The following is a 25469-nucleotide window of genomic DNA, read 5'->3' on the forward strand; positions in this document are numbered from 1 at the left end:
TCGAGCATCCGGAGTCTACCCTTACCGGTACCGCCACCCGTGTGGCGGGCACTACCTCGACGACGCTCTCTCCCCTCTATCCAGAGATGACGGGCACCATCGTGGCCCCCCTGGAAGCCGGCGAGCTCCCCGATGTGGCCGCCATCCGCGGGCTCCGGTTGGATCAGCTCCTCTTCGTCACCACCGGCGTGCTGGTGGGCGTCATCGTGGGCCTGCTCGCCTCCGTGGCCTGGGTGTCCACCAAGTCCCAGTTCGAGGAGACGTCGGGGCGCTTCACCGAGCAGGTCCAGAACCAGGCCACCGAGCTCGGCCAGACGCTCAGCCATACCCTGTCGCTCACCTCGGCCACCTCGCTGCGCGACAACAACTACGCCTTCCTCTCCGAGGTGGCGCGCTCCATCATCGCCGACAACCCCAACATCCTCCGCGTGCAGATCTACGACGCGGACAGCCAGCTCGCGGCGGACTCGTCGCCGGAGGCGAAGCTGGGCACCTCCACCGAGCGCAAGCCGGAGCGGCGCTGGGCCAGCGCGCTCTACCAGGGCAAGCCCATCATCGAGTACCAGGAGCCCATCGACTACGGCTCCCAGAGCGGCCAGGGCGTGGTCGTCATCAGCTATTCGCTGGAGTCCCTGCAGAAGCAGCTCCACGAGCTGGAGACGTCCAAGCAGGAGTCGCTGCGCCGCAACACCACCACCATGGCCGGACTGGGTGTGGGCTTCCTGCTGGTGGCCGGTGTGCTGGTGGCCATCCAGAGCCGCCGCATCACCCGGCCCCTGGGCGTGCTCACCGGCAAGGTGATGCAGCTGGCCGCTGGAGACCTGGGCGCGCGCGCCGAGGTGGTGCGGGGCGCCGGGCGCGAGGTGACCACGCTCGGGGTGGTGTTCAACCACATGGCCGAGCGCATCAACGTGCTGCTCGAGGACGTGCGCGCCAAGGCCCAGCTCGAGCGCGACGTGTCGCTCGCGCGCACCGTGCAGGAGACGCTCCTTCCCGGCCGCGAGGGCTTCCAGGCGGGCCCGCTGCGCATCGCCGGCCTCGTCGTCACCGCGGACGCGTGCGGCGGCGACTGGTGGACGCGCGCCGCCCTGGATGATCGGCGCGTGGTGATCGGCATCGGCGACGTCACCGGCCACGGCCTCGCCACCGCCCTGGTGGCCACCAGCGCCACCAGCGGCTTCGCCGCGGCCATGACGATGCGCCCGCCCGCGGAGATCTCCGCCCAACTCCTCATCACCTCGCTCAACGTCACCATGGCCCACGTGGGCCGGGGCGAGCACCAGATGTCGAGCGCGCTGGCCGTCATCGACGTGCAGACGGGCGTCATCGACTACGCGAGCGGCGGCCACCCCAGCCCCATCGTCTTCAACCGCAATACCCGCCAGGTGGCCTCGCTGCCGGCGCGCGGCGCGCTGCTGGGCGCCTCCGCCAGCTCCCAGTACGCCTCGCGCCAGGCCCAGCTGCGGCCCGGTGACGTCATCGTGTGGTACACGGACGGCCTCACCGAGTCCCGTGACGCCAGCCAGAAGCAATACGGTACCCAGCGCCTGGCCTCCGCCCTCCAGGTCAACGCCCACCTGTCCGCCGAGGCCCTGCGCGATGCCATCCTGGCCGATGCGCGTGCTTTCAGCGCCGGCCTCAAGGCGCAGGATGACATCACCGTGGTCGTCGCCGAGTTCAGCCCCGCCTCCCCATGAGTCGCATGAGACGCCTCTTCCGACCCCCCGTCCGCCGCCTCGTCGCGGCCCTCGTCGTCGCGCATTCGCTCGCCGGAACGGCCGCGTTCGCCCAGTACCGCCCACCCCCTATGACCGAGTCGCAGCGGCTCGTCCGGGAAGGTGAGTCGGCCCAGGTGGACGCCAGCGCCGCCGCCGCCTCGGGCGACAAGAAGCGCGCCGAGACCAAGTACCGCAAGGCCCTGGAGCTCTTCGAGAAGGCGCTCGCCGCCGAGCCGACCTCCGTGCCGGCCGCCGCGGGCCTGGGCGCCGTGGGCCTCGCCCTCCAGGACTACGCCCGCGTCGCCGAGCGCCTGGCCCCGGTGTACGCGGCCAACCGCGACTCGCTCGACCTGGCCTATCCGCTGGGCATCTCGCTCTTCAAGCTCAAGCGCTACGAGGAGGCGGTGCCGGTGCTGCAGCAGGTGACCGTGGCCAACCAGCCCGAGCACCTGCTCGTCCACTACTACCTGGGCAGCTACTACGCCCTCATCGCGATGGATGGTGACGCGACGGTGGCGGAGCTGCAGGCCTACCTGGCCCAGCGCCCGGAGCGGATCGCCGGCAACGACCATCAAATCCACGAGCTGCTCGGCCGCGGCCACCTGCTGAGGAACGACCCGGCCGCGGCGCGCCTGTCCTTCGAGCGGGCCCAGGTGGGCCGGGCCGAGTCCGTCTCCATCCAGATGGGGCTGGGCGCGGTGCTGGAGCTGGAAGGCAAGCTGGCCGAGGCCATGGCGCTGCTCGAGGGCCTCACCGTGCGCTTCCCGCAGGTGCCCGAGGTCCGCGAGCGCCTGGGGCGGCTGTTGCTGGAATCGAAGGATCTGCCGCGCGCCGAGGTGCAGGCGCTGGCGCTGGTGAAGCTGGGCGGCACGCCGGCGGCGCACATGCTGCTGGGTGACGTGCGGCTGGCCCAGGGCCGTCCCGCCGAGGCGGAGACCGAGTACCGCAAGGTGCTGGAGCAGGTCCCGAACGACGTGACCGCGCAGATCGCCGTGGGCATGGCGCTGCAGCAGCAGGGCCGCAACGAGGAGGCCATCTCCTTCCTGGAGGGCGCCGTGCAGTCGGGCGCGGACAGCCTGGAGCTGTGGGCCACGCTCGGCAGCGTCAATCGCCGCGCCGGCCGCTACGCGCGCGCCGTGGAAGTGCACCGCCGCGTGCTGGAGATGACCCCCAAGCAGGCGCTCGGTTACGTGCTGCTGGGCGCGGACCACTTCGCCACCGGCCAGTGGGACCTGACCATCGACGACTACACCCACGCCCTCAAGCTGGAGCCGGAGCACGCCGAGGCGAAGAAGTGGCTGGCCCGCGCGCTGGCCCACCGCGCCCGGGATCGGGCCGGCAACGGGCGCGTGGATGACGCCGTGCGCGACCTGCGCCGTGCCTTCGATCTGGAGCGCTCGTCCGCCATGGCGCGCCGGTTGGGCGCCGTCCTCCTTCAGCAGGGCTCCTACGCCGAGGCCCGCAAGGTAATGGAGCAGGGCGTGCAGATGCCCGAGGCCGCCTGGCGCGAGCACCTGCTGCTCGGCTACGCGCGGCTGGGCGCGGGCGCTCCCAAGGAGGCGCTCGAGTCCTTCGAGACGGCTGGACGGATGGCCCCGGACGTGGCCTCGCTGGCCGACGTATCCGCCGGCTCGGCCCTCGCGGAGCTGGAGCTCGGGCAGGTGGATGCCGCCCTCAAGCGGCTGGCCGAGCCCGGCACCTCCAAGCGCGCCATCGAGGTGACGCGCGCCAACCTCTCGCGCGCCCACCTGCGTCGCGCCTTCGCCCGCCTGGAGGCCGGTGACGGCGCGGGCGCCCGCCAGGACGTGGAGTCCGCGGAGCGCGCCGGGGTCGGTGGCGGCTCGTCCAGCCTGGGCCGTCTGGCCGCCTTCGCCAAGGCGCTCGCCCAGGCGGAGGAGGGCCGCTTCGCGGAAGCGAGCGCGGGCCTCAAGCGCTCGCTCACCCCCACGCCCGAGTGGGCCCGTCCCAACACCCGTCAGCTCGCCGACGCCTTCGTCCTCTACCGCCGCGATCTGCTGCCACAGGCGCGCAGGGCGCTCACGGCCGCCACGAAGCGCCCCATCCCCGAGCAGGCGCAATGGACGGCGGCCTTCACCAGCGCGCTCCACCGCCGCGAGGCCGAGCGCGCCTATGCGTCCGGCAACATGAGGGCCGCGGAGAAGGCCCTCAAGGCCGCGCTGGCCCTCTCGCCGGACAGCGCCGCCCTGCAGCACAACCTCGCCTGCGTCGCCTACCGCGGCAAGAAGACCGCGGACGCCGTGGCCATCTGGCGCAAGCTCGAGGGCACCGTGCCCCAGGCCACGCTCAACCTGGGCATCGACGCCCAGGAGCGCCGCCGCGAGATGGGCGAGGCCGTGGATTCCTATCGCCGCTACCTCGCCTCGGGCGGGCCGCGCGCCGCCGCCGTCCGGGAGTGGAAGGATCGCCTGCAGATGATCTACGGCCTGTCCGAGCCGGCGAACCCCGCCCCGACCTCCAACCCCGAGCCCTCCAGCGCCACCGCTTCGGATATCACGCCATGATTTCCTCCCGCTCGTTCCTCCTGGGCCTCGCGCTGGTGTGCGCGTGGGCGCCCGCCGCTGGCGCGGCCGCCAGGAAGGCCACCCTGGGCGTCTTCCTGCCCACCACCCTCACCGACGGTCAGCAGCGCTTCCAGTACGCCGAGTCGCTCGCCGCGAAGCTTTCGGCGGCCACCGGTCGTGCCACGGCGGCCAAGAGCTTCGCCCGCTACGAGGACTTCTCGAAGGCCGTCTCCGAGGGCATCATCGACTTCGCCGTCGTGGACTCCTGGGCCGCGGTGCAGCTCGGCGCCAAGGCCACCCCGGTGGCGCTCGCCCCGCTCTCCGGTGAGACGTCCCAGCGCTGGGCCATCATCTCCACCGCGAAGGGCTCGGTGAAGGATCTGGCCGGCAAGCGGCTCGCCATCGTCAAGGGCGCGGGCGCGACGGATTCCAGGTTCGTCACCAACGTGGTGCTGGCCGGTGACCTGGACGCCAAGAAGCACTTCAAGTTGACCTCGGTGCCCAACGTGGAGTCCGCCCTCAAGATGCTGGAGGCCAAGGGCGCCGAGGCCGCGCTGGTGCCGCTGGCGCACGTGCCCGAGGGGGTCCGGGTGCTCTTCCGCAGCAGCAAGGTGCCGGGCGCCGTCCTCGTGGGCATGCGCGGCGACGCGGACGACCTGACACAGAACCTGCAGAAGCTCGAGCCGGTGGCCCCCTTCGGTGCCTTCGTCGCCGTGCAGGGCAAGGAGCTGGAGGACTTCCGCAAGCTGCTCCAGAGAGGTCCTCCCCGCCGCCAGCCCGTGCTGGTGGAGGCGCCCGCACTGCGCGTGGAGACGAGGGCCCTCATGGAGCCCTCCGCCCTCCAGCCCGTTCTTCCTTCCTTCGCCGATGCCCTGGAGGTCTCGGCGGAACAGCCGGATGACTGACCGGGAAGGGGGGGCGACTTTCCCCTTCTTGAAAAGTTAGAGTAATCACAATTCAACAACCTGGGCGTTCGGCGACAGCCGACGCAATGACCGCCAGGAAAACGCGCCACCCGGCCAGTCCTGGTGTCTCCTGAACGCTTCTCCTTCACCTCGCGGGACGTAGAGAACGATGCACTCGACTCGAATCGCTTGGCTCCCGGCCCTCGTCGGGCTGATGTGTGGCCTCGCCTCTGGAATTGGGGCGGCGCAGACGAAGAGCGGGCCCACCGCCCAGGCGGCGGATGTCCCGACGGCGCGCAAGCCCTTGCCGCTGCCGCCTCCCTCCACGTCGAACGTCCCCCAGCGCGCGCCCTTCACGGGTCCGTCCACCTCGCGACCGCTGCCTCCGCCCTCGGGCCTGGCCGGGGTGGACATTCCGGATCCGCTCTCCGCTACCAGTGACTCCTCGCTGGAGGAGTCCGTGCAGCAGCTGCTCAGCGAGGCGGTGGTGTCCACGGCCTCCAAGCGCAGCCAGCGCATCGCGGACGTGCCGATGACCATCTCCTGGATTCCCGCCGAGGAGCTGGAGGGCACCGGCCAGTTCACCCTGTGCGAGGCCATCCAGTACTTCCCCGGCATGGAGTGCCGGCGGGGCTCCATGCGCAAGGCGGCGGTGAGCGCGCGCGGCCTGGGCTCCAACTACCTCTCCAACCGGCTCCTGCTGCTCAAGGACGGCCGGCCGCTGACGGACCCCTGGACGGGCCAGTTCTACGCGGACGAGACCACGCCGCTGAGCAACCTCAAGCAGATCGAAGTCATCCGGGGCCCCGGCTCCTCGCTGTACGGCTCCAACGCCTTCAGCGGCGTCATCAACATCATCGAGCGCCAGCCCTCGGACCTGATGCAGGACGGGCGGAACTGGGGCGCGGACGCGCGGCTGCTCGCGGGCCAGGATCGCACCTGGCGCGCCCAGGCCACTGCGGCGGGCCGGGGCGGACCGGTGGAGGCGCTCGTCAACTACTACGGCTTCGGCTCGGACGGCCCCCAGCTCTTCAATGATCCGCGGCAGAACCTCGTGGACACCAACGAGGACTCGCTGGTGCACCAGGTGAGCGGCAAGGTGCAGGTGAAGGGGCTGCGGCTGGACGCCGACTTCACCACCGCCGAGCTCGGCCGCCCCGGTGGCCACCAGATCTCCACGGTGGGCAACTGCGGCCGCTGCCACTACACGCCCGACGACGTCGAGAAGGTGCAGAACTTCAACGCGAGCGCGCAGTTCGACCAGCAGGTGTCCGACAACCTGCGCGTGTTCGCCCAGGCGTACACCCTCTTCAAGCGCCGCCAGGTGGAGATGGAGAACGCCTTCGACGAGGGCAATCCCCAGGCGCCGCTGGGCAAGCGCCGCCGGCTGGGCGGTGAGGCTCGCGCGCTCCTCTCTCTGGGTGACCTGACCGTCACCTTCGGCGGTGACTACAAGAACGACCTGGTCAACAACCCCAACGTGCTGCCCGGCCTGTCGCTGGACGACACGCGGCAGCAGATCCTCGGCGGCTTCGTCGACGCCGAGTTCCGGCCCGTCAGCCAGCTCGTGCTCAGCGCGGGTGCCCGCTACGACAAGTACATGATTCCGGAGACGGTCTGGCAGGCACGCACGGATCAGATCTCCCCGCGCGCCAGCGTGGTGTTCCACGCCCGGCCGGATCTGTCCTTCCGCGCCAACTACGGCCGCGCCTTCCGCGCCCCCACGCTGGCGGAGCTGGCCATCAACCAGCAGATGTACGCGGCCACGCTGCTGGGCAACGGCAACCTGAACGCCGAGACGCTGGACACCTTCGAGGCGTCGATCGACTTCTGGCCGTTCGACCGCACGGTGCGCATGACGGGCACGGGCTTCTACAACCTGGCCAAGAACTTCATCAACCAGGAGCTCCTCTTCGGCTCCACGTCGCAGTTCAAGAACGTGGGTGACGCGCGTGTGGCGGGCTTCGAGCTGGAGGCGGCGGCGCAGGTGGCGGCCATCAACTCGTCGTTCGACGTGTCGTACCAGTTCCTGAACGCGCGCGCGCTCGCCTTCGAGGGCCGGCCGGAGCGCCCGCTGGACTACGCGCCCCAGCACCGCGTGTACGCGCGCGGCCGGACCAACTTCGGCAAGTTCGCCTTCGCCGAGCTGTACGCCATCTACGTGGGGGACCGCTTCGATCCGGGGTTCCTGGAGAATTCCGACACGGGTGAGCTCGAGCAGGTGAAGCTGCCCGGCTACTTCACCGCCACCGCGCGCGTGGGGGCCAATGTCACGAAGGGGCTGACGGTATCGGTGCTTGGCTCCAACCTCTTCAACGCGAAGTATGAGGAGTCCCACGGATTCCCCGCGCCCCCGCTGAGTGTATTCAGCGAGGTCAAGTTCCAGTACTGAGTCGCCACGTGAGAGTCGCCCATCGCCCGGGGGCCGCCACCGGCCTCCACCTCATCGCGGATCCCTCGCTGGCTCCCGCCTCGCTGGAGCAGGCCGCGCCCACGCTCGTGCGCGGGGGCCTGCCGTTGGTGACGGGGCGGGCGGGCGTGCCGCGGGAGCCGGTGCGCGAGCTGGTCCTCTTCGACGGTCGTCTGGGGCCGTCCCACGCGGCGCTGCTGGAGAAAGACCCGGCGGCGCTGCTGCTGGCCACGCGCGAGCCGGGGGGCCTCCCGTCCGCGTGGGAGGTGCGGGTGCTGGCCGCGCTCATGCGGGGCGAGTCGATGCTGCCTCTCGGGGCGGCCGTGGCGAAGCTGTGGTTGGAGCAGGTGGTGGACATCCAGAGGGCCTCGTCCGAGGCCGCCGCGCGGGTGGAGTCCTCCCAGGGCAGCCGGAGCGCGGCCCACCTCGCGGCCGAGGTGATGCACGAGCTGGCGGCCAACGCGCTGCTGGACGCTCCGGTGGATGCGAACGGCACGCCGCTCTATGCCCACCGGCGCGACTCGGTGCGGGCCGTGGCGCCGGAGCACGTCTGCCAGGTGGCGTTCGCGGTGGGCGAGGGCGGCCTCTACCTGGAGGCGGTGGATCTCTTCGGACGGTTGACGCCCGGGCCCATCGCGCGAGCCGTGGCCTCGCTGGGTGGGCGTCTGCAGGTGAACGCCTCGGGTGGTGGGGCGGGGTTGGGGATGCGGCGCATCCTGGACGCGTGCGATCTCATCGCGGTGCGCGTCGTGCCAGGGAAGGAGACGCGGATGCTGGGCGTTGTCGGGCTCGGGGAGGCGCGCCGCCGCGCCGCGCTCCCCAAGTCGTTGCTGTACTTCAAGCCGGAATGAGGAGCGGGACGGTGGAGACGCAGCAGGGTTCCAATGCCACTATCAGCCGCGTGCGCGTGGGTACCATCAACCACGTCCGCATCGCTGGCGTCATCGATGAGACGTTCCCGCTGACGTCGTCCTCGCCGGACCTCGGTGGGCTCATCATCGTCGATCTCGGCCAGGTGGAGCGCATCAGCTCCTTCGGCGTGCGGCGGTGGATCGAGTTCGCCAGCAAGCTGCCTCCTGGAGGCATCGCGCTCTACGTGGTCAACGCGCCACCGGTGATGGTGGACCAGCTCAACATGGTGGAGGGCTTCGCCGGCGTGATGCGGGTGCTGTCGGTGCTGGCGCCCTACACGTGCCGCGCCTGCGGCGAGGATCGGCTGCGACTGGTGGATTTGCAGGCGGATGCGCCCATCATCGCCGAGGGCCGCGCCCCCGAGCACTCCTGCCCGGTGTGCGCCGGCAAGCTGGAGTTCGCGGATCTGCCGAGCGAGTTCTTCGACTACGCCCGGCGCCAGCAGTTCGGCACGGTGGATCCGGTGGTGATGCGCTACCTGCGCGCCACCACGCCCAGCGCGCCCAGCTCGCTCACCGCGCACCTGAAGATCGTCCAGGACGACATCACGTACATCACCCTCGCCAGCGAGTTGAAGGGGGACCTGAACGTGCGCCGGCTGGCCTCGGGCCTGGAGGGGCGCGTCGCCTTCGACTTCTCGCACGTCACCAAGGTGGAGCCCGAGGCCGTCCCCAAGCTGGAGCAGGTGCTCAGCACGGCGGCGCAGGGCGCCAAGGTGGTGCTGTGCCGGGTGCCCCCGCCGGTGCTCAGCGCGCTGGCGCGCTTCACCAAACAGCTCACCGCGCGGATCGGCACGCTGTGGCTGCCGTGTGAGTGCCGCAACTGCGGCCACGAGCACCACCAGCGCGCCCTGGCCTCCGAGTACCTGGCCAAGCTGCGCGCCAACGCCAGCCCCGAGCGCGAGTGCCCCATCTGCGGCGGGACCGCGCGGCTTCCCTCCATTCCCCAGCTGGTGCCGCTTCTCAGCCGCTCGTCGCTGGTGGAGCAGCCACTGGAGGACCTCGAGGCGCTCGAGCCGCGGGCCCTCAGCCAGTACCTCTTCGGCTCCACCAACGTGGATCCGAACGTCAAGGGCGGCAGCACGGACATCAGCAACTCCATCAGTGCCACCAAGCTGCAGATCATCCGCCGGCTGGGCCAGGGCGGTATGGCCGAGGTGTTCCTCGCCAAGCAGGTGGGCGTGAAGGGGTTCGAGAAGTTCGTGGTGATGAAGAAGATCCTCCCGCAGTTCGCGGAGAACGGGGAGTTCGTCGACATGCTCTTCGCGGAGGCGCGGGCCAACGCGCGCCTCACGCACCCCAACGTCGTGCAGACCTTCGACGTGGGCATGAACGACGGCGTGGCGTACATCCTCATGGAGTACGTGCGCGGCCCGGATCTCAAGAAGCTGATGAACGAGCTGCGGCGCAAGGGCCTGGCCCTGCCCATCGAGCACGCGCTGCGCATCGTCGCCGAGACGGCCGCGGGCCTGCACTACGCGCACAGCTACGTGGACCCCGCTGGCGTGCCCCACCCGGTGGTGCACCGCGACGTGAGCCCCCACAACGTCCTCATCTCGCTCGATGGCGCCATCAAGCTGAGCGATTTCGGCATCGCCAAGGTGCAGGGCGAGGAGAACACCCAGGCGGGCGTGCTGAAGGGGAAGATTTCCTATATCTCCCCCGAGGCCGCCGCGGGCCGCCCCCTGGACGCGCGCAACGACGTGTTCGCCCTGGGCGTGGTGCTCTTCGAGCTGCTCACCGGCCAGCTGCCCTTCAAGCGCGACCACGACGCGGCCACGCTCAGCGCCATCGTGCGCGAGCCGGCGCCCGTGCCGTCGCAGCTCAAGCCGAACATCCCCCAGGACGTGTCGGATCTCATCCTGCGCGCCCTGGTGAAGGATCCGGCGCGCCGCACGCCGTCCGCCGCGGCCATGCGCGAGGAGATCGAAGCGGTGATGGCCCACCACCGCCTCAATTCGTCGCCAGCGGCGGTGGCCCAGTTCTTCAAGGCCACGCTGGGCGAGCGGCTCGCGGAGTTCGGACCCACCCAGAATGGTCCGTTCACGGGCTCGTTCCCGAGCGTGGGAGGACAGCAGAGCACGGGCTCGGGCAGTCCGCCTCGCCCCCTCGTCGCCCCGGGCGGGACGGGCGAGCCCGCGGCGGGCTCGAGTCCCCGGCCTGGCGCCGGTACCGGACAGCCTGGCGCAATGCCGCAGCCCCAGGCGGTGGCGGCACCGCGTCCACCACCGCCTCCTCCCGGCGCTGCTGGCGCGGACGAGCGCACCGAGGTCTACCGGTCGGCGCAGCAGGGCCTCATCGCTCCCAATGCCCTGCCTCCCGAGCCTCCCACACTGAACGTCTCGGCTCATGAGCCCGCGGTGCCGGCCGCGCCCTCGCGCTCCATGCCGGCCGTGCCCTCGCGCTCCGTGCCGGCCGTGGCGCCTCCCGTGCCGCCACCTCCGCCGCCGACCGTGGCGTCGCGTCCGGCGGCTCTGTCCTCGCCGGGCATGGCCTCCGTGCCCGCGTCCATGCCGGCGCGTCCGTCCCTGTCCGTACCCGCGGTACCGCCCAGGCCGTCCCTGGCCTCCGCGCCCGTGGCGCCTCCTCGTCCGTCCGGGCCCGCGCTGCAGCCCGCCGTCCCGGTGTCCGGCCGCACTGCGACCCAGGTCTCGCCTGGCGCTCCTCCCGTGGGTGCGCCTCCCAGGACTCCGGCTCCCGCGGCGCAGCCCCCCGCTCCCAAATCCTCGCCGCTCAAGTGGATCATCCTGGGCGCCGTCGGGCTCGTGGTCGTGGGTGGGGCCGGCGTGGTGGTTCCCAAGATGCTCTCGGGCGGCGGTGTCGAGGTGATCAACCGTGAGCCGGGCGAGCAGCTCTACGCCGCGGGCCTCCGGGTGGATGACCCTGGCAGCCTCGATCTGGCCGGCGTCAATCAGAACGTCGTCTCGACCGCGAAGAACGGTCAGTTGCGCCGCTTCGGAATCGCGGTGCGCAAGGACCTCATCGACGTGCGCACCCTGCCCGAGGCCAGGCCGGAGCCGGGCAGCAAGGGCACGTTGAGCGTCGGCGGGCAGCCGGGTTGCTTCGTCAAGGTGGGCGAGGAGATGGCGCCCGGTGCGACGCCGGTGTCGATGCCGATCGAGGCCGGCAAGGAGATCGAGGTGATCGTCACCTGCCCCAATCAGCCGGTGTGGTCGCGGTGGGTGATGGCGGTGCCGGGGCAGGAGGTGCAGGTCGTCCCGCTGCCGAAGAACTAGGGAGAGCCCTCGCTCTCCAGAGGCCCGAAGGGCTGGTGCGTCACCCATGAAGGGCTGGACTCTCTTTCCCCACCTCGTCGTCCGCACCACGGGGTTTCCCTTCGAGCGGCTGGAGAGCCTGCGCTGTCCCGAGGCGGCGGCGAGCGCCCGGACGCTGTGGGCCGAGCAGCGTGCTCTGGAGGCGCTGAAGGCGAGCGGTCCGCGTCTGCACCGGCCTCCGCCCGCCGTCCTGGCGGCGTTGAAGGCGGGGCGCCCGGTGGAGGTGGAGGGCCTGGAGTCCCCCGGGTTCTTCGCCGGCTACAACGTCCACGCCCGGGCCGCGCAGGAGGCTGCTTCCGCCTTCGAGTCGGCCTTCACCCGCGAGTCGGCCCGGGTGGAGGAGGCGCTCGCGGCGCTGCGCACGGAGCCCCGCTTCCTGGAGGCGGTGGCCAGCTCCAGCCCTCCGGTGGCGAGGGATTTGATCGCTGGCCGGGACGGGGCCCGGCTGAAGCGGCAGGTGGCCAGCTACCTGCAGCGCCTGTGCGCGAAGAACGAGACGATGAGCTTCTTCGGCCCCATCAACTACGGCCGGGTGGAGCCCGACGCCCCCACGGGAGTCACGGTGCGCTGGTCCGGCCCGGAGTCGCTCGTGGGGCGAAACACCTTCGCCGCCTCGTGGTTGGTGCTGGGTCTGGTGCGCGCCATCGCCGCCGATCCAGAGGTGGCGCCTTGTCTCGTCCTGCGCCTCAAGTCCTTTGCCTCTCTGCCCCCGAGCAAGGGAGCGGCGCCCCGTCCCGCGAGCGTGGAGGAATTGCTCCCGAGGCTGGTGGAGGCCGTGGATGGGACGCGACCCTTGTCGGCCCTTCGCGAGGCGCTCGGGGTGGAGTGGCCGCTGCTGCTCGAGACCGTGGGCTTCGGCCTGCGGCGGAATCTGTTCACCCATCAGCTCGAGGTGCCCGCGGCGTCGCACCACCCGCTGGAGGACCTGGCCGAGCGGCTCGCTGGTCTCCCCGGCACCGCGGCGCGTGGGCACCTGCGCGCGCTGGAGGGGTTGCTGGGGTTGATGGCTCGCTATGGCGCGGCGGACGCTGCGGCCAAGATGGCGCTCAACGAGGAGATGGCGAAGCGCGCCCGGGAGTGCTGGAGCGTGGCGCCACAGGCTCCCACCTCGACGTCCGCCGAGGGCCACAACTTCTACCAGGACCGTCTCCCGATGCGGGAGGAGTGCGGCGGAGACCTGCGCCTCTCGCTGGGCGGTGAGCGCGCTCGGGAGCTGGCGCGGCGGCTGGAACCGGCGCTCGGGTTGATGGGCGAGGCGGCGCTGCGCACGCGCGAGGCGGCCCGGTCGGCCGTGGCGGCCCTGGTGGGCGCTCGGACGGTGCCGTTCTGGAAGGTGGTCGCGGCGTACGGTGAGAAGCCGCTGCCCTATGACACGTCCGTGGCCACGGCGCTCGCGGCGGCCATCTCCGACCCGGCGGCCTCCCGCGTGGAGTTGGATCCGGCGGTGCTCCCCACGCCTCGCGCGGACGTGGAGCTGCCGATCGTCACCTCGATTGATCTGCTCGTGGGCGCCTCGGACGTGGAGGCCTGGAGTCGCGGCGACTACGAGCTGGTGGTGGGGGACGTGCATGACACGGCCCTGGTGTGGGGCTGGGCACTGCAATTCCACGAGGCGCGCGGGCGGGTGGAGAGTGAGATGGTGCGGGCGCTCGGGGCGCTGCGGCGGCCGATGCCCTTCATCACCGTGCTGGCCTCGCGGCGCACCGGCCTGCTGCCCTCCGAGTTCCCCGGGCCCGTCGTCGAGCTGGGCGGAGTGAGTGCCCGGCCCTCGGCGTGGCGGTTGCCTTTCGATGACCTCCAGGTGGAGAGCGACGGGCGCACGGCTCGGCTGATGTCCACGCGGCTGGGCTCGGAGGTGTGTCTCTACAACGGCGAAATGGAGAGCCTGGTGCAGACGGCCTTCGCCCTGCCACGCGTCCGGCCCCTGCGAGTCTCGCTGGGGGCGCACACGCCCCGGTTGGTGCTCGGTGGCGCGGTGCTTCAGCGCGAGCAGTGGACGCTGGAGGACTCGGACGGGGAGGCGCTCCTCGCATGCAAGGATGACCGGGCCCGGCTCCGGATGGCGGTGGCCATCTGGGCGCGCAGGGGACTGCCGGACCACGTGTTCGCGAAGTTCCCTGGCGAGCGCAAGCCGGTGCTCATCGACGTGCGGAGCCCGGCGCTGCTGCGCGTCTTCGTCAACCTGCTCGAGCAGAAGGGCGAGGTGGTGCTGTCGGAGATGCGGCCCTCGCCCGAGCAACTGTGGCTGGGCGCGAAGGACGGGCGGCACACGGCGGAGCTGCGTTGCTGCTTCCTGTGGGGCACGGAGTCTCGGGAATGAGGCTGCTCGTCCTGCTTCCGCATCGTGACGTGACGTGTGTGCCGGATGCGCCCGAGGGCTGGCGGGTGCTCGACGTAGCGCGAGCCTTCTGTCAGCGCGTGATGGCACCGGAGACCCTGGCGCGAGCGGTGGAGACGCGGGAGCGCGGGCCCGCCACGCCCGAGACGATGCGGGAGTTGTTGCTGCTGCGCGCCGCGCTCGTGTTGGGGAAGCGGGGGAGGGCGGATCCACTGCGGCCCCTGCGAGCCCTGGGCGCGGTGCTGACGGCGCTCTCCGGTCCACCGTCGGGCGTGCGCCTGCGGCTGGACGATATCGAGTTGGAGGGTGGCACCACCGAGCGCTCGGCCGACGTGCTGCGGATTGTCCAGCGGCCCGCGCTCTACGACGAGGACCTGTCCCGTACGGTGGAGCACTTGCCGGGCGCGGAGCGGGTGCGGCTGTGGTTGGAGAGGGATCTGCAACTCCCCGCGGCAGTGGCGCTGGCGGCGGCGTGTCCGGCGTCGGTTCCGCTGGAGGTGGCGGGCCCCTTCGCGGCGATGCATCGCGCGGTGTTGGCGGCGCTCCCTATCTTTCAGCGGGCCTCGTTTCCCGAGGACGTGGCGCCTCTGCGTTGGAGGGTGGCGGCGCTGGACGCGGCGGATCCAGAGCCGCTCACCTGGGTCCCCGAGAACGTGCGTCCACCGGTGGACGGAGGGCCCTGGGCGGGCCATGTGCCGCAGGGGGCGTTGCTCGACCCGGAATCCCTCGTGACGAGCGGCTGTCGCACGGCGGTGGTGGGCTTCTGCTCGATGGACGAGGGCGGTGTCGTGGGCAGTGATGGCGTGCGTGTGCCGCTGGAGTCGCTGGTCGCTTCGGTGGAACGTCTGCGCTCCGGTGGAGCTCGAGTGGTGGCGGAGTGGTGGGTGGGGGCTCCCGGTGTGGACGAGGCCGCGCACGAGCGGACCTTCGCGCTGCTCGGGCAGCGTCCCGTGTTCGATTGGGTCTCGGGAGTGAGGCCGTTCCACTGGACGCGCGGGCGCCCTGGCGAGGACTTCGCGGGCGTGCCGGTGCGCTTCCTCGCGCCGCCCGAGGATCGGGATCTGGCGCGCACGGTGCCCTTCGAGGCGCAGGGGACGGTGCCTCACGCCCGCCTGCCGGAGTTGCTCACCTCGTTGGCGGGGAGGCTGCTGCAACGCGCGCCGCTCAGCCCGGGCCGGGTGGCCTGGGCCTCCATCCATCCACCGAGCCCTGGGGCGCCTGGAGGCGACCGGGTGCGCTTGGATGGAGACTGCGCGCTGGTGCAATTGCCGGCGACGCTGGACGGCGTGGTGAAACCTTCCTGGTACGCGGCGAACCTGCGTACGGGTGGGGTGCTGGCCATGGACGCGAGGCTCGCGCCGATGGTGGCGGGGGCGGAGCATCCGGTGACGGTGGGCGAGCTCTTCGCGACACTGCCGGAGGTACAGCGCGGCAAGGTGGATGCGGCGCTGGTGGGGAGGGCGGTCCTCGAGAGGGTACACGCATGAGCGAGCGCTGGACGCTGGGCGAGGTCTTCGTACTCCGTCACGCGGGTTTCCCTTTCGACTGGCTGGAGGGCCTGGGGTTCTCGGAGGAGTTGCGCTCCGAGGTGGCGGTGTTGCTCGAGGACGAGCGGGCGCTGGTGGATGCCGTGCGCACCTCCGCGGGCGAGGACGCGGCGCGGACGGCACGTGAGGCACTGGAGCGGGGCAAGGAGCCCTCGCTGAAGCCGAAGTACGGGCCCGGGTGTGCACAGGCGCTGGAGCGCTACCGTGCGCGGCGGGAGACGTTGTCGGCCCGGTACGCGGAGGAGCGACAGGAGCTGCGAAGGCGCCTGCGCGAGCGGGCGGCGGATTCCTCCATCCAGGAGGCGGTCTTCTTCTCCAACCCGGCCATGTACGAGAACGTCTGGTCGCGTTACCTGGAGGGGGAGCCGAAGCCGGATAACTCGGATGCGCGCCGGGTGGAGCGGCAGGTCTACACGTACCTCCAGCGTTTCTGCGCGAAGAACGAGACGACGAGCTTCTTCGGTCCCATCTCCTATGGCGAGTGTGATGGGGACGACGGCTCGGACGTGCGCGTGGTGCCGAGTGGGAATACGCGGCGGCGCACCTTCCTCACCTTCTGGGCCATCACCGAGCTGGCGCGGGCCGTGGCTCGGGAGCGCGGGGTGCGCCCGTACCTGCCGCTGCGTCCCAATCCGATCTTCAAGGTGGAGGCGGGCCGGGCGAGCTGCGCGCCGTTGAGGCTGGAGGTTGCGCTGTCGCCGGAGGCGGAGCGGCTGCTCGCGGTACTGCCCACGGCTCCGACGCTGGACGCGGCCTCGCGCGCACTGGGCCTTCCAGTGGAGTCGGTGGAGCGGCTCGTGGTGCCGCTGGTGAAGTCAGCGGTGGTGCTGCTGGGGCTGCCCTTCGTCCCCAACGACTTCGGTGCCTTCGCGAGCCTGCGTGAGGCCGTGGCGGCGCTGCCCGACTCGGAGGCCCGGGAGCGCTGGCTGTCGCGGCTGGACGAGCTGGAGCGCCTGCGCGCCGCGTTCGAGGAAGCCGGGCTGGCCCGTCGCCGGGAACTGCTCCAGACGTTGGAGTCGCGCTTCACCGAGTACACGGGCAAGCCCGCGAGGCGAGGCGAAGGGCAGGTGTACTCGGATCGGCTCATCCTCTACGAGGAGGCGTCCTCGCCCTTTCGGCTGAAGCTGGGCCGGCGTTTCAGCGAGGAGGTGGCGGCGAAGCTGTCCGGAGGGCTGGAACTCTCGGCGGCGTACGGGGACAGCGTGCAGCGCAGCTACCGTGAGCAGGTGCGGGACGCGCTGGGCCCCGAGGAGCGCCCGCTGGACTTCCTGGAGTACGCGGTGCGGCTGCGGCCGGACCAGGTATCGGGGAGCCGCTTCGCGCCGGTGCCCCCCATCCAGCTCGATGAGGACATGTCGCGAGCCCGGACGCTGCCGGAGGACTTCCTGGGCACCTCCAGGCCGGGAGGCCGCTATGCGCTGCCGGACGTGTGTCTCGCGGCGACCGGAGGCGGCTATGAGGTGCTGCTCGCCCGCGTGCACCACCACCTGATGCTGTGGAGTTGGCTGAGCGCCTTCTACCCGGACCGTGCGCGCTACGAGTCGGTGGCGGGTCAGTGGCTCCAGCGCGAGCCGGCGGCGAAGGGGCTGGTGGGGCTTGCCATCCGTCGGCGCAACAAGGGCTTCTACGTCTTTCCGGGGCGGCGGCTGGTGTACTCGGTGTCGGACGTCCTGGACGTGGAGCAGGACGCCCTGAAGCCACACGACGTGAAGGTGTTGCCGACGCCCGAGGGGCCGGTGCTGATGAATGGGGAGGGACAGCGGCTCTCGCTGTACATGCCGCTGGACGACTTCAACACGTACCCGCCGTTCGCGGCGCTGGCGCATCCGCAGGTTCTGCACGCGAAGCTGCGAACCGAGGGCCGACACCTGCCGAGGCTGAGCATCGGAGGCGCGGTGTACCAGCGGGAGCGGTGGGAGTTGCCGACAACCTCGTTCTCACAGGTGAGCGGGATGGACCTGCTGCTCGCGGTGGAGCGCGAGCGCCACGCGAGCGGCTGGCCCCGCTTCGTATTCGTGCGCAGCACCACGGAGCGCAAGCCGTACCTGATCGACACGGCCTCCCCGTTCGCGATGGAGTTGCTGTTGTACCTGTCGCGCGCGGCGGAGCAGCTCTCGGTGGAGGAGATGTACCCGGCACCGGAGCAGCTGTGGCTGAAGGACGAGCGGGGCCGCTACACCTGCGAGATGCGAATGCAGGCGGTGCGCTGGAGCGAGGAGCGAGGCTGACCGATGAGCGCGACCCGGGACGTCCTGGTACTCGGAGCCGGAGTGATGGGCCTGTCGGTGGCACGCCGGCTGGCGATGCTGGGGGCGCGGGTGACGGTGTTGGATCCGATGGATCCAGGAGGGCAGGGCTCGCGAGCGGCGGCGGGGGTGGCGATTCCCTCGGTGCGGCTGCTGGACGACCCGGACATGCTCGCCTTCACGAGGGCGGCACACGGGGCACTGTCCGAGGAGCTGGCCGCACTGGGTGAAGGCCTGCATCTGCGCCGGGGACAGGGAGTGCTCCGGGTGGCGATGGACGCGAAGGGCCGGGACGCGCTCGGACAGAAGGCGGCGAATCACCCCGAGTGGCTGGGAGCCTGGACGGACGCGGCGCGCGTGGTGGAACTGGAGCCCGCGCTGGAGGGCACGCCCATCCTCGGGGCCTTCCTGACCGAGCAGGGCTTCATGGTGGACACGGAGGCCTACCTGAACGCGCTGTTGCACGACCTGCACCGGAGGGGTGTGCGGGTGCGCCTGGGCGAGGGAGCGCGAGCGGTATCCGAGGTGGAGGGCGGAGTGGAGGTACGGACGGAGCACGAGACGCTCCGAGCCGGGACGCTGGTGGTGTGCGCGGGGGCGTGGTCCGGAGGAATCGCCGGGCTGCCGCCATTGCCGGTGAAGCCCCTGCGAGGGCAGATGCTGACAATCTTCCACCCGGAGGTGCGGCTCACGCGGGTGGTGTCGGGGCCCACGTACCTGGCGCCCTGGCGCATGGGGGAGAGCGTCGTGGGGGCGACGGAGGAGGACGTTGGCTTCGCGTGCCACGTGACGCCGACGGGCCTGATGCACCTGGGAGCCACGGTGGCGAAGCTGGCGCCGAGACTGCGCGAGGCCCGCTTCGGGAAGGCGTGGGCGGGACTGCGTTCAGTGACGCCGGGGGGCAAGCCGCTCATTGGCCGCTACCCGGGGACGAAGGCGGTGCTGATCGCCAGCGGGCATGCGGGGCAGGGCATCCTCACGAGCGCACTGACGGGCCGTGCCGTGGCCGAGCTCATCGAGCACGGGCGCAGCGAGATTGCCGCCGCTTTCGCGCCGGAGCGCGTACTCGCGACAGTTCCGGAGCGTTCGTAGGTTCATTGCGCTTTTGGGGGGATTGTGATGGCAGCACCGTCTAGGTCTCAGCCGGTTCCTCAATACACGATCACAACAGTCGAAAAGCTTCAGCAGGACTATGGTGTCGCACCCCTGACAGGGCCTGCGCCCGATGAATGAGATGCTCTTTTCGGTCAGGTGACCTCGCCGACCTTCGAGGCGAACAACATCTGCACCCTCGACGCCACCCGTCTCGGTTTCGCTGCGGGAGCGGACAACAGCCGCCTAAGAGTCAATGCCGCCATCCGCGACATCCTTACCGCCGCATTGACCGAGGAGAGCGAAACAGCCGCGCGGCTCGGATACTCGCTCCGGACCATCGAAGGCTTTCACCTGTGATACCATAACCTTACAGTTGTAGATTCAAAAACAAACGGAGATCAACCTTCCTCAAATTGCTCGTCCGCAGGGGCATCGTCGTCCTGTCCCTGTGCTTGCTTTCCCCTGGAAACAGCAGAGGGCGAGGGTGACTTCCCACGTCACGCCGCTGTAACCACCTGGCAGGGAGGCAGCCATGGGGGCGAACAATTCGAGGGGATGGACGTGACGGCGGAGGTCATGTGGTTCCATCCCATGGAAGAAGTCGAGTCCAAGGGGGAACGCATGTCCAAGTCCATCACGGCGGAGTCCACCCGTGTCGTCCCCACCGGCACGGAGGCAACCCTCGTTGCGAAACTCTCCGAGGCGTTGAAGCGAGTAGTTGTTACCGCGCAGCGTAGATGAGGGAGAGCGGCCCGGAATCGGACCGACTGGATGATGGAAAGGGGGCCCGGGTCGTGGTGCGCCCCATCACCCAGCGGGTTCGGGTAATCGCCTGACGGCCGAAGTAGGGGGAGCCGAGGAGGGCGGAGCTGAAACGGCATGAAGCCGTCCCCGACGTCCCGGCGAGGGCGGGGAAGAGAAACAGGGGCAGGTACAGGCCAGGGCCCCGGGCTCCGCGAGAGGCGATGGAGAAGCGGACAGCAGGCCGTCAGCAACTGGTGCGCAGTCGGGTGGGAGTGGACGGGTGGGCGAAGGCCCCGCCGAGCGTGGAAGCGGCAAGGCCGGGGCAATGCCCGAGGTGTGGAGCGGCCAGTCGGCCGGTGGGAGTCGGCACGGTGTTGCAGGGGCATGGCACGCGCAGCCGTCAGGTGCGAGGCCCTGCGCAACCCGGGCAGCAGGCGCGGGTGCGGGTGGTGCAGGTGCGGCGCTACCGCTGCCAGGCGTGCGGTGGCACGTGCACGGTGGCCCCCTGGGAGGTGGCGTGGCGGCGGCTGTACTCGGTGGCGGCGATAGCGTGGGCCCTGGCGCTGTGGGGGTTGGTGGGGATGGGGCTTACGGCCGTGCGCCGTCTGGTCAACCCCTGGACACACACAGGCGCCAGTGAGGCCGGACGCTGGCGCACGCCGCGGCGCTGGCTGCGCGCCGTGCACCAGGGGCAGATGCTCCCACAAGTGCACGCCCTGCGCCCCTGGCCGCCGCACTGGCTCCCGCGCAAGGCCGCTGCCCACGTCGCCAGTGTCGTGGCCGGCTACGCCCCGCCCGCCGCTCCCTCCCCGCCGCTGAGTGTGCAGGCATTCCTGGGCGCCGTGCGCGCTCAGTGAGGGACAGACCTCAAGCCCAGGGCCCGACAGCTTCACCCACCCGACAAGTCCCCTTCCTGGTCCGCTCCCGGCCGGGCACGCTGGAGGTATGTCCTGCGCCCAGGCCCTGTCGGCCCCGGGGCCGACAGGGCCTCACCGGAGGCAGCACATGGAGTCTGACTGGTGCTCCGCGAGCCATGGCTGCTGCCCGCTCCCTGGCTGGCGGGAGTGCCTGAGGGCACCGGCCGGGGCCCTCGGCCTCAACGGCACGTCGACGCCGTCAATCCCAATCCGGTGCGAGTCCAACTCCAGAAGCAGCGCACCAGTTGGACTCCCAGCCATGGCCCCTCATCGGCAGTGCCCTCCCCGCGCGCATGGAAGATGAGGGCTCCATCACCGGGCCTGCTCCAAGCCCGCTCATCCTCGCTGATGCCCATCAGCCAGCCTGCTCCAGGCCCGCTCATCCCCGCTGATGCCCATCAACCAGCCGGTCCAAATCTCCATCAACAAGCGTGCGCGGCAACAGTAGTGGAGTAGCTCAATCCGCACTTTCGCCGTCCCGAGACACGGCGAAACGTGGAGGATTTCCTGCGAGCCCTGCTGGCGCGCGTGGAGCACAAGAACTCCTGGGGGTTGAGCGAGGAGGCTGGCCGTCCCACTCCGTACGCCTTCCGGTACCTGTTGGGGCGCGCCAGATGGGAGCCGGACGAAGTGCGCGACTCCATGCAAGCCGATGTCTTGCGCAAGCTGGGCCCCAAGGGGGACCTCATCCTGGATGAGACGGGCTTCCTCAAGAAGGGGGACATGTCCGCCGGTGTCGCGCACCAGTACACCGGCACGGCCGGCGGCATCGCCAACTGCCAGATGGGTGTCTTCCTCGTCTATGCCACCGCCCAGGGGCATACCCTCCTCGACCGGGAGCTGTACCTGCCCGAGGAGTGGACTTCTGACAGGGAGCGCTGCCGCCGGGCGGGCATTGCGGATGAGGTGGAGTTCGCCACCAAACCGCAACTGGCGCAAGCGGGCCTTTGAAGCGGGGTACACGCCGCGTTGGGTGCTTGGGGATGAAGTGTATGGCCGGGATGGCAAGTTGCGCGCTTTTCTGGAGCAACGTCGCCAACGCTATGTCTTGACAGTCGCCTCGAACACTCCGGTTGAGCGAGGACTGCGCAAGATGACTCCCGCCCAGATACTCCTCGAGGAGGTGCACCCGGAGGACTTCCAGCGACTGTCCGCGGGCGACGGCGCCAAGGGTCCTCGCGAGTCGGATTGGGCTCGGGTGCGGCTCAATCCGGACGTGGAGAGCCTCAGCCGCTGGCTGCTGGTGCGGCGAGATGTGGACAAAACCCTTGAAACACTCACCCTGAGCAACTACGACTTTTTCCTGGTGCACGCGCCCGCGAATACCTCGCTGGAGGCCATGGTGGAGGCGGCGGGAGGCCGCTGGCCCGTGGAGTCCTGCTTTGAATCCGCCAAGCAGGAGGTAGGGCTGGATGAATATGAAGTGCGCTCGTGGACGGGGTGGTACCGCCACATGACGTTGTGCCTGGTGGCGCACTCCTTTCTCACGACGGCGCGTCTGGAGCTCAATGCGATGCGAATTCAGGAGCCGGCGAACTCTGGCTCCGGCCACCCGGAGACAGCTACGGCTGACACGCGGGAGCAGTCTCCTGCTCCAGCACACCAGATTCCCGCGCGGGCAGGGACTGTGCGGGAGACGGCAGGCCGCAAACGCGCTTCTCCGGAGTCCCTCCTCCCAAAAGTCCTGGGCCCGCCGTGCAAGAAGAGCAGCATGCATCTCTTTCTGCACCGGCGCGGCCTTCGCTCTCCAGCCTCGGCGTCCAACTCGTCCTCTTCAGCATCCAGGAGGTGAGACGGCTCTTCATCCGTCTGCTGCAATCATGGCAACCCCTGAGCGCTTTTTCCCTCCGATGGAGTTTCTGGCGACGTCGGCATCAAGCCATTGCCAGGCTCTGTCACTACCGCAAACGCACCTCTCAGCCCAGGTAGTGAGCTTGCAAATGATCCTCAGCCTCGTGATAAAGCCGAAGAACGCGGAGGGTACACGGCCCGCTGAGCCGAGCAAGCAAGAAGGTCTTCTCCGACTTCACCCCGAAGACGCCAGTCGATGTATTGAGTCTCTCCGATGTGGGGAGCGCGGAGCAGTGCCGGGACTTGGCAAAAGGCTACAACGGCGCTTTGTATGCGCAACACGGTTATCACACCAAGATGTTTACGAACTTCCACGAGGTCAAACAGGTATGGGACGCTCCCGCAGATTCCTGGCTTTCACCACGGTACTTCTATGGAGTTGCTCCAGTTCCGGAGGACAGCCGACATCGTCTGTGGCAGGTGCTGCACAGGTTCCTGGTGGTCAGCAGCCGGTCGGTGCTCCTCCTCTCGACCAGAAACAGGATACGAAGATCGAGAAGGAACTCGCAGAGCAGGGACTGTTGCTCGTACGTGACAAGGCTGGAAAGTGGCAGCTGGGCACTCGCAAGGATGGGAAACTCCTGCTCTCGAAGCCCTTCGCGGAGCAAGACAAGAGCGTTGACCTGCTTTACGAGCAGCCCAGGCGGCAGACCTTGGTGACGATTCGGTACAAGCAGGAGGACGTCTCGAGTACCAGTCACGAAATCACCACGACGACACATTCATTGGATGTAGACTTCAGGGACGATGTATTCGTGGTCAGTCGCTGGAAGTTGCATCAAAGCACCATTGATGTGATGGCGGATGAGCCACGCCAGGAGAAGTTCACGGAACAGGCTGTTGATCTCATTGGAAGGACGTTCACAAAGGTTTCGGGCCTCAAGGGTACGGCTGGGGCTGTATCGAAATCCTCCTCCATGGAGCCCCTTCCGAACGTCAGTGGGGCTCTCCTTGTCGCGGGTAGCGATTTCGACGAGCGTTTGGTCTTTCGCGAGTTCCTACCCGTGTATGGCGAGAAGAGCCGCAAGGACGACAGTGATTTGTCGGCTCAGTTGGTGATGAGTTGGGGAGTCGATCGGATTCGGTTCAAGCTGAAGGTGCGTGACGATTTCGTCCGCTTTGGTAAGAGCATCCATGCGGACCACCTCGAACTTTGGGGGCTGATAGCGGGAGGGTGGCAGAATCTGGTGTATTTTGATGAAGACAAAATCTGGCTCGTTTCCGCGAACTCGCCTACGCCGAAGGGAGTCCTGCGGGGGGAGTACGCCCTGACGGATGATCCCGCCTTATTCACGAGAGGTGCAGGAGGATGACCGGAAAAGGAGGGTGACGCGCCTGACCTCCCGAGTGGTAGAGGGGTGTTGTTCAGACATCCACAACCACAAGGCAGGAGGCGCGTCATGGGTGAAATCCTCAACGACTTCGGGCTGGAGTTCAACGGCTCCGTGAAGCTGGAGGCGAGGGCGGAGCGGTTGACGTCGGAGGCAGGTGCGGTGCTGCTGAGGGAGGTGGACGAGCGGTTGGGGCTGACGCGCTGGCTGGGGGAGATGTTGACGGACACGCGAGACGAGAAGCGGATAACCCACTCGCTGAGGGAGTTGGTGCGCACGGACCTTCTGCTGTTGGGGCAAGGGTGGAGAGACCACGACGACGCGGACGCGCTCAGGAGGGACGCGGCGTTGAGGTTGGCGGTGTCGGACAGCAAGAGCAGCGTGCCGCTGAGGGGGAAAGAGGGGGGAGCGGAGGGGTTGGCCTCACAGCCCACCTTGTCGCGGCTGACGGCCATGTTGGCGCGAGAGGAAAACCGGAAGGTGCTGCACGAGGCGCTGGTGTGGCAGACGGGGCGGAGGCTGAGGGCGCAGCAGCCCAAGGGCCAGAAGCTCAAGCAGGTGACGGTGGACGTGGACGGGTTGCCGGTGGAGGTGCATGGGCACCAGGAGGGCAGCGCGTACAACGGGCACTACGGAGTACGCATGTACCACCCGATTGTCGCCAGTCTGGCCGAGACGGGAGACCTGCTGGACGTGAGGTTGCGCGAGGGAAACGTGCACAGCGCCAATGGAGCGCTGGAATTCATCGACGAGTTGCTGGGGCGAGTGGAGAAGGAGGTGTGTGAGGTGGCGGCGGTGCGCTTCGACGCGGGCTTTCCCGAGGAGAAGCTGCTGGCGAAGCTGGAGGAGCGAGGCACGCCCTACGTGGCGCGCGTGCGCAACACCAGCGTGTTGCAGCGGGAGGCGGCGCTGCCGCGCTTCATGAATTCGGGAGTGCCGCAGGGGGAGCCGGGCACCCACCTGTACGAATGGGAGTACCAGGCGCAGGGCTGGAGCCGTGCGCGGCGCGTGGTGTTGGTAGTGCTGGAGAGGAAGGACGAGCTCTTCCCGCACGCCTTCTGGCTGGTGACGAGCTGGAGCAAGGAGCAGATGCCGGCACAGGCGCTGCTGGAGCACTACCGCCAACGCGGCACGGCGGAGGGCCACTTCGGAGAGCTCATGGACGTGCTGGCCCCGGCGCTCTCCTCGGCCAGACGGCCCAAGTCCAAGTACCGGGGGCAGCCGCCCGTCCAGCGCGCGGTGTCCATCGACGCCTTCGCCAACAACGAGGTACGCCTGTTGCTCAATGCCCTGGCCTACAACCTGGTGCACGCCGCGCGCGTGCTGATGGAGCAGGCCACGGGCGAGGGCTGGGGCTGCTCCGTGTGCGCGAGCGGGTGCTCAAAGTAGCCGCGCGGGTGCTGTTACACGCCAGAAGAGTGGTGCTGGTCATTGGCCGGGAGTCGGCCAGCCTCTGGCAGAAGCTGTGGACGAAGCTGGGCTCGCTGAGCACAGCGCAAATCACGTAGCTGCCTGGAGTCAATTGCAGCTCACGTGTCGCACTCTCCCCACTCCCCTCTCCATCTCCTCCTGCTTGCTACCCGCTGCCCCGGGGCGGGCTTCCTCTGCCTTGTGCCCGATAACTCAACCCAACGCGCTCGACCTCAGCCTTCATGCATG

Annotated in this window: 15 protein-coding genes and 1 pseudogene; all 16 read left to right on the forward strand. The window is 69.5% G+C overall.

What is annotated here, in order from left to right; translation table 11 throughout:
* Positions 1-86: 86 nt before the first annotated feature.
* The 16 genes and pseudogenes from JQX13_RS35670 (at position 87) to JQX13_RS55640 (ending at position 25318) form a co-directional block, all read left to right on the forward strand.
* Positions 87-1697 carry a SpoIIE family protein phosphatase gene (locus JQX13_RS35670; RefSeq protein WP_203403907.1) on the forward strand — a complete coding sequence of 537 codons (1611 nt, stop codon included), beginning with the start codon at positions 87-89 and terminating at the stop codon, positions 1695-1697.
* 5 nt (positions 1698-1702) lie between these two features.
* Positions 1703-4240: a tetratricopeptide repeat protein gene (locus tag JQX13_RS35675; protein WP_203403908.1), complete on the forward strand. Its 2538-nt coding sequence runs from the start codon at positions 1703-1705 to the stop codon at positions 4238-4240.
* Complete coding sequence (locus JQX13_RS35680) at positions 4237-5145, forward strand: PhnD/SsuA/transferrin family substrate-binding protein (RefSeq protein ID WP_203403909.1); 909 nt, start codon at positions 4237-4239, stop codon at positions 5143-5145. The genes JQX13_RS35675 and JQX13_RS35680 overlap by 4 nt, the downstream gene beginning before the upstream one ends.
* A gap of 169 nt (positions 5146-5314) precedes the next feature.
* On the forward strand, positions 5315-7537 hold the full coding sequence (locus tag JQX13_RS35685; protein WP_203403910.1) for a TonB-dependent receptor plug domain-containing protein: 2223 nt from the start codon (positions 5315-5317) through the stop codon (positions 7535-7537).
* Positions 7538-7545: 8 nt separating this feature from the next.
* Entirely contained in the window at positions 7546-8406 is an 861-nt protein-coding gene (locus JQX13_RS35690) for a hypothetical protein (protein WP_203403911.1), read from the forward strand.
* On the forward strand, positions 8403-11702 hold the full coding sequence (locus JQX13_RS35695) for a serine/threonine protein kinase (RefSeq protein WP_203403912.1): 3300 nt from the start codon (positions 8403-8405) through the stop codon (positions 11700-11702). Before JQX13_RS35690 ends, JQX13_RS35695 begins: the two co-directional genes overlap by 4 nt.
* Before the next feature lie 46 nt (positions 11703-11748).
* Positions 11749-14061, forward strand: coding sequence for a lantibiotic dehydratase (locus JQX13_RS35700; RefSeq protein ID WP_203403913.1), 2313 nt, complete (start codon positions 11749-11751; stop codon positions 14059-14061).
* Entirely contained in the window at positions 14058-15566 is a 1509-nt protein-coding gene (locus JQX13_RS35705; RefSeq protein ID WP_203403914.1) for a hypothetical protein, read from the forward strand. The genes JQX13_RS35700 and JQX13_RS35705 overlap by 4 nt, the downstream gene beginning before the upstream one ends.
* Positions 15563-17854, forward strand: a complete 2292-nt coding sequence (locus JQX13_RS35710) for a lantibiotic dehydratase (RefSeq protein WP_203403915.1) — start codon at positions 15563-15565, stop codon at positions 17852-17854. The genes JQX13_RS35705 and JQX13_RS35710 overlap by 4 nt, the downstream gene beginning before the upstream one ends.
* A 3-nt stretch (positions 17855-17857) precedes the next feature.
* Positions 17858-18964: an NAD(P)/FAD-dependent oxidoreductase gene (locus JQX13_RS35715; RefSeq protein ID WP_203403916.1), complete on the forward strand. Its 1107-nt coding sequence runs from the start codon at positions 17858-17860 to the stop codon at positions 18962-18964.
* Positions 18965-19123: 159 nt separating this feature from the next.
* A complete protein-coding gene (locus JQX13_RS35720) occupies positions 19124-19324 on the forward strand; it encodes a hypothetical protein (RefSeq protein ID WP_203403917.1) in 201 nt (66 codons plus the stop codon).
* A gap of 608 nt (positions 19325-19932) precedes the next feature.
* Positions 19933-20568 carry a transposase family protein gene (locus JQX13_RS35725; RefSeq protein WP_203403918.1) on the forward strand — a complete coding sequence of 212 codons (636 nt, stop codon included), beginning with the start codon at positions 19933-19935 and terminating at the stop codon, positions 20566-20568.
* A 555-nt stretch (positions 20569-21123) separates the two neighbouring features.
* Positions 21124-22420: pseudogene (locus tag JQX13_RS35735) on the forward strand (IS701 family transposase).
* A 388-nt stretch (positions 22421-22808) separates the two neighbouring features.
* The gene (locus tag JQX13_RS35740) at positions 22809-23792 is read left to right on the forward strand and encodes a hypothetical protein (RefSeq protein ID WP_203403921.1); all 984 of its coding nucleotides are present in this window, start codon (positions 22809-22811) and stop codon (positions 23790-23792) included.
* Between the two features lie 87 nt (positions 23793-23879).
* Entirely contained in the window at positions 23880-25199 is a 1320-nt protein-coding gene (locus tag JQX13_RS35745; RefSeq protein ID WP_203403922.1) for an IS1380 family transposase, read from the forward strand.
* Positions 25187-25318, forward strand: a complete 132-nt coding sequence (locus JQX13_RS55640) for a hypothetical protein (protein ID WP_275424884.1) — start codon at positions 25187-25189, stop codon at positions 25316-25318. Before JQX13_RS35745 ends, JQX13_RS55640 begins: the two co-directional genes overlap by 13 nt.
* Positions 25319-25469: the final 151 nt, after the last annotated feature.

The organism is Archangium violaceum (assembly GCF_016859125.1).
GTDB lineage: Bacteria > Myxococcota > Myxococcia > Myxococcales > Myxococcaceae > Archangium > Archangium violaceum_A.